Genomic DNA, 4,147 nt, shown 5'->3' with positions numbered 1-4,147 from the left:
TCCCGCGCCTGAGGCGCGGGGGTGAAACCGTTAGTGGCGGATCGACGAATGATGTCTTGCGATTGATAAGCCATAGGTCGTCTCCGTTACACCTTTTCCACGTTCACGAGGAAGGACTTAAATTCCGGCGTCTGCGTGTTCGCATCACCGACGAATGGCGTTAACGTGTTAGCGATAAAGCCTTTTTTCGCCACACCTTCGTAGCCCCAGTGGATCGGAATACCGATGGTGTCGATATCCTGACCGTTGGCCTTCAGCGTGCGAATACGTTTGGTCACCACCGCTTTGGCTTTGATGTAGCCGCGGTTAGAAGAGACCTTAACGGTATCGCCGTGGGAGATGCCGAGCTTGTTTGCCAGCTTCTCGCCAATTTCCACAAACTGTTCCGGCTGAGCGATGGCGTTTAGCAGCGCGTGCTTGGTCCAGTAGTGGAAGTGCTCGGTCAGACGGTAGGTCGTCCCGACGTACGGGAACTTATCCGCTTTGCCCAGTGCTTCTTCATCGCCTTTAAAGATACGGGCAGCCGGGTTAGAGATAACGTTCGGGTGCAGCGGGTTGGTGCCCAGCGGTGTTTCAAACGGCTCGTAGTGTTCCGGGAACGGCCCTTCCGCCATCTTATCGATAGCAAACAGGCGTCCCATCCCTTCGGGCTGCATGATAAACGGCCCGATGTTGCTGCCCGGTGCGGCGGCGCTGTAGTCCGGAATATCCATCCCGCTCCATTTCGCCCCATCCCATTTCAGGATCTGACGTTTTGGATCCCACGGATTCCCCTGCGGGTCAGCGGAGGCGCGGTTATACAGAATGCGGCGGTTGAGCGGCCATGCCCATGCCCAGCCCAGCGTATTGCCCAGGCCCGACGGGTCGGCGTTATCACGACGCGCCATCTGGTTGCCTTCCGGTGTCCAGCTACCGGCAAATATCCAGCAGCCACTGGAAGTGGTGCCGTCATCGCGCAGTTGGGCAAATGAACTAAGCTGTTGGCCTTTCTTGACGATCACCGCACCGGTGGCCGGGTCGGTGATATCAGCCAGGGCTTTACCGTTGCTCTCCATCGCTACTTCTTCTGAAGCAGGTTCATGCGGCGTGGAGTAGTTCCAGGTCATGCTCAGCACCTGTTCCGGGTTCGCTCCCCCCTGTTCGGCGTACATCTTGCGCATGCGCAGGAAGATACCGGCGAGGATTTCACCGTCGGTGGCGGCAATCCCTGGGGCATCCGCGCCTTTCCAGTGCCACTGCAGCCAGCGTCCGGAGTTAACGATTGAGCCGTTTTCTTCGGCGAAGCAGGTGGACGGCAGACGGAACACTTCGGTCTGGATTTTTGACGGATCCACATCGTTCGACTCACCGTGGTTTTGCCAGAAGGTGGACGTTTCGGTGTTGAGTGGGTCGATAGTCACCAGGAACTTCAGTTTTGACAGTGAAGCCACGACCTTGTTTTTGTTCGGGAATGAGGCGACCGGGTTGAAGCCCTGGCAGATGTAGCCATTCACTTTGCCCTGGTTCATCATCTCGAAGTACTGCAGCACGTCGTACCCTTTATCCCACTTCGGCAGCCAGTCGAAGCCCCAGCTATTTTCCGCTGTCGCTTTATCACCAAAGAAGGCCTTCATCATCGAGACGAAGAATTTCGGGTAGTTGCCCCAGTAGTTTACCTGACCTTCCAGCAACGGTTTTGGCGTGTTGGCCGCAAGGTAAGCTTGCAGGTCGGTTTGCTTTTCGCTTGGCAGCGTCATGTAACCAGGCAGGCTCTGCGACAGCAGGCCTAAGTCAGTCAGACCCTGAATATTGGAGTGACCGCGCAGGGCGTTAACGCCACCGCCTGCCATCCCCATATTGCCGAGCAGAAGCTGGATCATCGCCATGGTGCGAATGTTCTGCGCGCCCACGGAGTGCTGCGTCCAGCCCAGCGCGTACAGGAACGACGCGGTTTTGTCTTTGGCGCTGGTTTCAGCGATGTATTCGCAGACTTTCAGGAAATCAGCCTTCGGCGTACCGCAAATGTTTTCGACAACATCCGGCGTGTAGCGGGAAACGTGCTGTTTCAGCAGATTCCACACGCAGCGCGGGTGTTGCAGCGTAACATCGCGTTTGGCGAAGCCTTTTTCATCCAGCTCGTAGTTCCAGCTGGTTTTATCGTACTTGCGTTTGTCCGCGTCATAGCCGGTGAACAGGCCATCTTCGAAGCCATAATCTTCACGCACAATCAGACTGGCGTTGGTGTAGGCTTCGGTATATTCGCGGTTGAATTTTTCGTTATTCAGCAGGTACAGCAAGACGCCTGACAAGAAGGCAATGTCAGTACCGGAACGAATGGGTGCATAGAAATCTGCCACCGCTGCGGTTCGCGTAAAGCGAGGATCGACCACAATCAGCTTCGCGCCGTTGTGAATTTTGGCTTCCATCGCCCAGCGGAATCCGACCGGGTGAGCTTCAGCGGCGTTACCGCCCATCACCACAACGAGGTTGGCATTTTTAATGTCGACCCAGTGGTTGGTCATCGCACCGCGACCAAATGTTGGAGCAAGACTTGCTACCGTTGGTCCGTGTCAGACGCGCGCCTGGTTGTCGACCGCGAGCATACCCAGCGCGCGGGAGAATTTTTGCGTTAAATAGCCGGTTTCATTACTGGAGGCGGAAGCACACAGCATCCCGGTGGAAAGCCAGCGGTTAACGGTGACGCCTTCGGCGTTCTGCGCAACGTAGTTAGCGTCGCGGTCTTCTTTCATCAGCTTCGCGATGCGGTCAAATGCCTCATCCCAGCTAATTTGTTGCCACTTATCGGAGCCTGGTGCACGGTATTCCGGGAATTTCAGCCGGCTTTCGGAGTGGATGAAATCCACCAGACCAGCCCCTTTCGGGCACAGCGCGCCACGGTTCACCGGATGGTCCGGATCGCCCTCGATATGGAAGATGGATGCTTTGGCGTTTTTCGCACCGTCACCGAGACTGTACATTAACAGTCCACAGCCAACGGAACAGTAAGTGCAGGTGTTACGGGTTTCGCGGGTACGCAGCAGTTTATATTGCCGTGTTTCCGCTAGCGCTACGCCGGGTGCAAAACCCAGTGCCGCTGCCGTGGTGCCTGCCATACCGCCAGCGCAGATCTTAAAGAACTGCCTTCTGCTGACCTGCATGGTTCGCTCCTTGTTTCGACATTGTCACGTTCCCTTCGCGTAGGTGTATCGCGATCGCGAGGGAAGTGGTTGTTATTTTTCTTTGCGGACGGGACCGCAAAGGTCCAGAATTGGGTGAATTTCCCTCCGTCCAGGAGGGATTTGTAAAGAATACCACAATGTTGGTATGTGTGTTCCAATATGGTTAAAAGAAAGTGAATAAGATTATTCAAGAAAACATCGAAAATGTGACAACTTTGACGGGATCGCGCCAGTTGACCCTCTGGAAACGCGAGGATTTGCAACATCCTCAGCCGGATGTCGTCGCTGAAGAAGTGCCCGTTGCGTTGGTGTACAACGGGATTTCGCACGTGGTGATGATGGCGTCACCGAAAGATCTTGAGCATTTTGCGATGGGCTTTTCACTTTCTGAAGGCATTATTGAGTCCCCGCAGGATATCTACGGCATGGAAGTGGTGCCTTCTTGTAACGGATTAGAAGTTCAGGTTGAGCTGTCCAGCCGTCGTTTTATGGGATTGAAAGAGCGCCGTCGATCTTTGGCCGGTCGTACCGGTTGTGGCGTTTGCGGCGTGGAACAGCTCAATGACATTGGCAAGCCGGTTCAGCCTTTGACGTTTACCCAGACGTTTAACCTAGCGGACCTCGATCGCGCGTTAAAGCATTTGCACGACTTCCAGCCCGTGGGGCAACTGACGGGCTGTACGCACGCAGCGGCCTGGGTCCAGCCGTCGGGGAACCTGGCGGGAGGGCATGAAGATGTGGGCCGTCACGTGGCGCTGGATAAACTGCTCGGGCGGCGTGCAATTGAAGGCGAAACATGGCGGCAGGGAGCCGTTTTAGTCTCCAGTCGCGCCAGCTATGAGATGGTGCAAAAGTCGGCGATGTGCGGCGTGGAGATTCTGTTTGCTGTCTCTGCCGCGACGACACTGGCCGTAGAAGTAGCCGAACGCTGTAACCTGACGCTGGTGGGTTTTTGTAAACCGGGCAGGGCGACGATTTATACGCATCCG

At 55.7% G+C, this 4,147-nt stretch carries 3 protein-coding genes; 1 reads left to right on the top strand and 2 read right to left on the bottom strand.

Going from position 1 to position 4,147, the window contains the following annotated elements:
* Positions 1-74: hypothetical protein (locus tag FDX01_RS23965; RefSeq protein ID WP_234832483.1), on the bottom strand; the 74-nt coding region annotated here is incomplete at its 3' end.
* 12 nt (positions 75-86) lie between these two features.
* Entirely contained in the window at positions 87-3,137 is a 3,051-nt protein-coding gene (gene fdnG, locus FDX01_RS18270; protein WP_137400238.1) for a formate dehydrogenase-N subunit alpha, read from the bottom strand.
* 194 nt (positions 3,138-3,331) lie between these two features.
* On the opposite strand from fdnG, the gene fdhD reads away from it, so the two are divergent.
* On the top strand, positions 3,332-4,147 hold an 816-nt coding region (gene fdhD, locus FDX01_RS18265), incomplete at its 3' end, for a formate dehydrogenase accessory sulfurtransferase FdhD (protein ID WP_137400245.1).

Origin of the sequence: Citrobacter sp. wls613, assembly GCF_005281195.1 — a bacterium.
In the GTDB taxonomy this organism is placed as follows: domain Bacteria; phylum Pseudomonadota; class Gammaproteobacteria; order Enterobacterales; family Enterobacteriaceae; genus Citrobacter; species Citrobacter gillenii.
The sequence above is the reverse complement of the archived record's forward strand: the minus strand, read 5'-3'. Positions and strand labels throughout refer to the sequence as shown.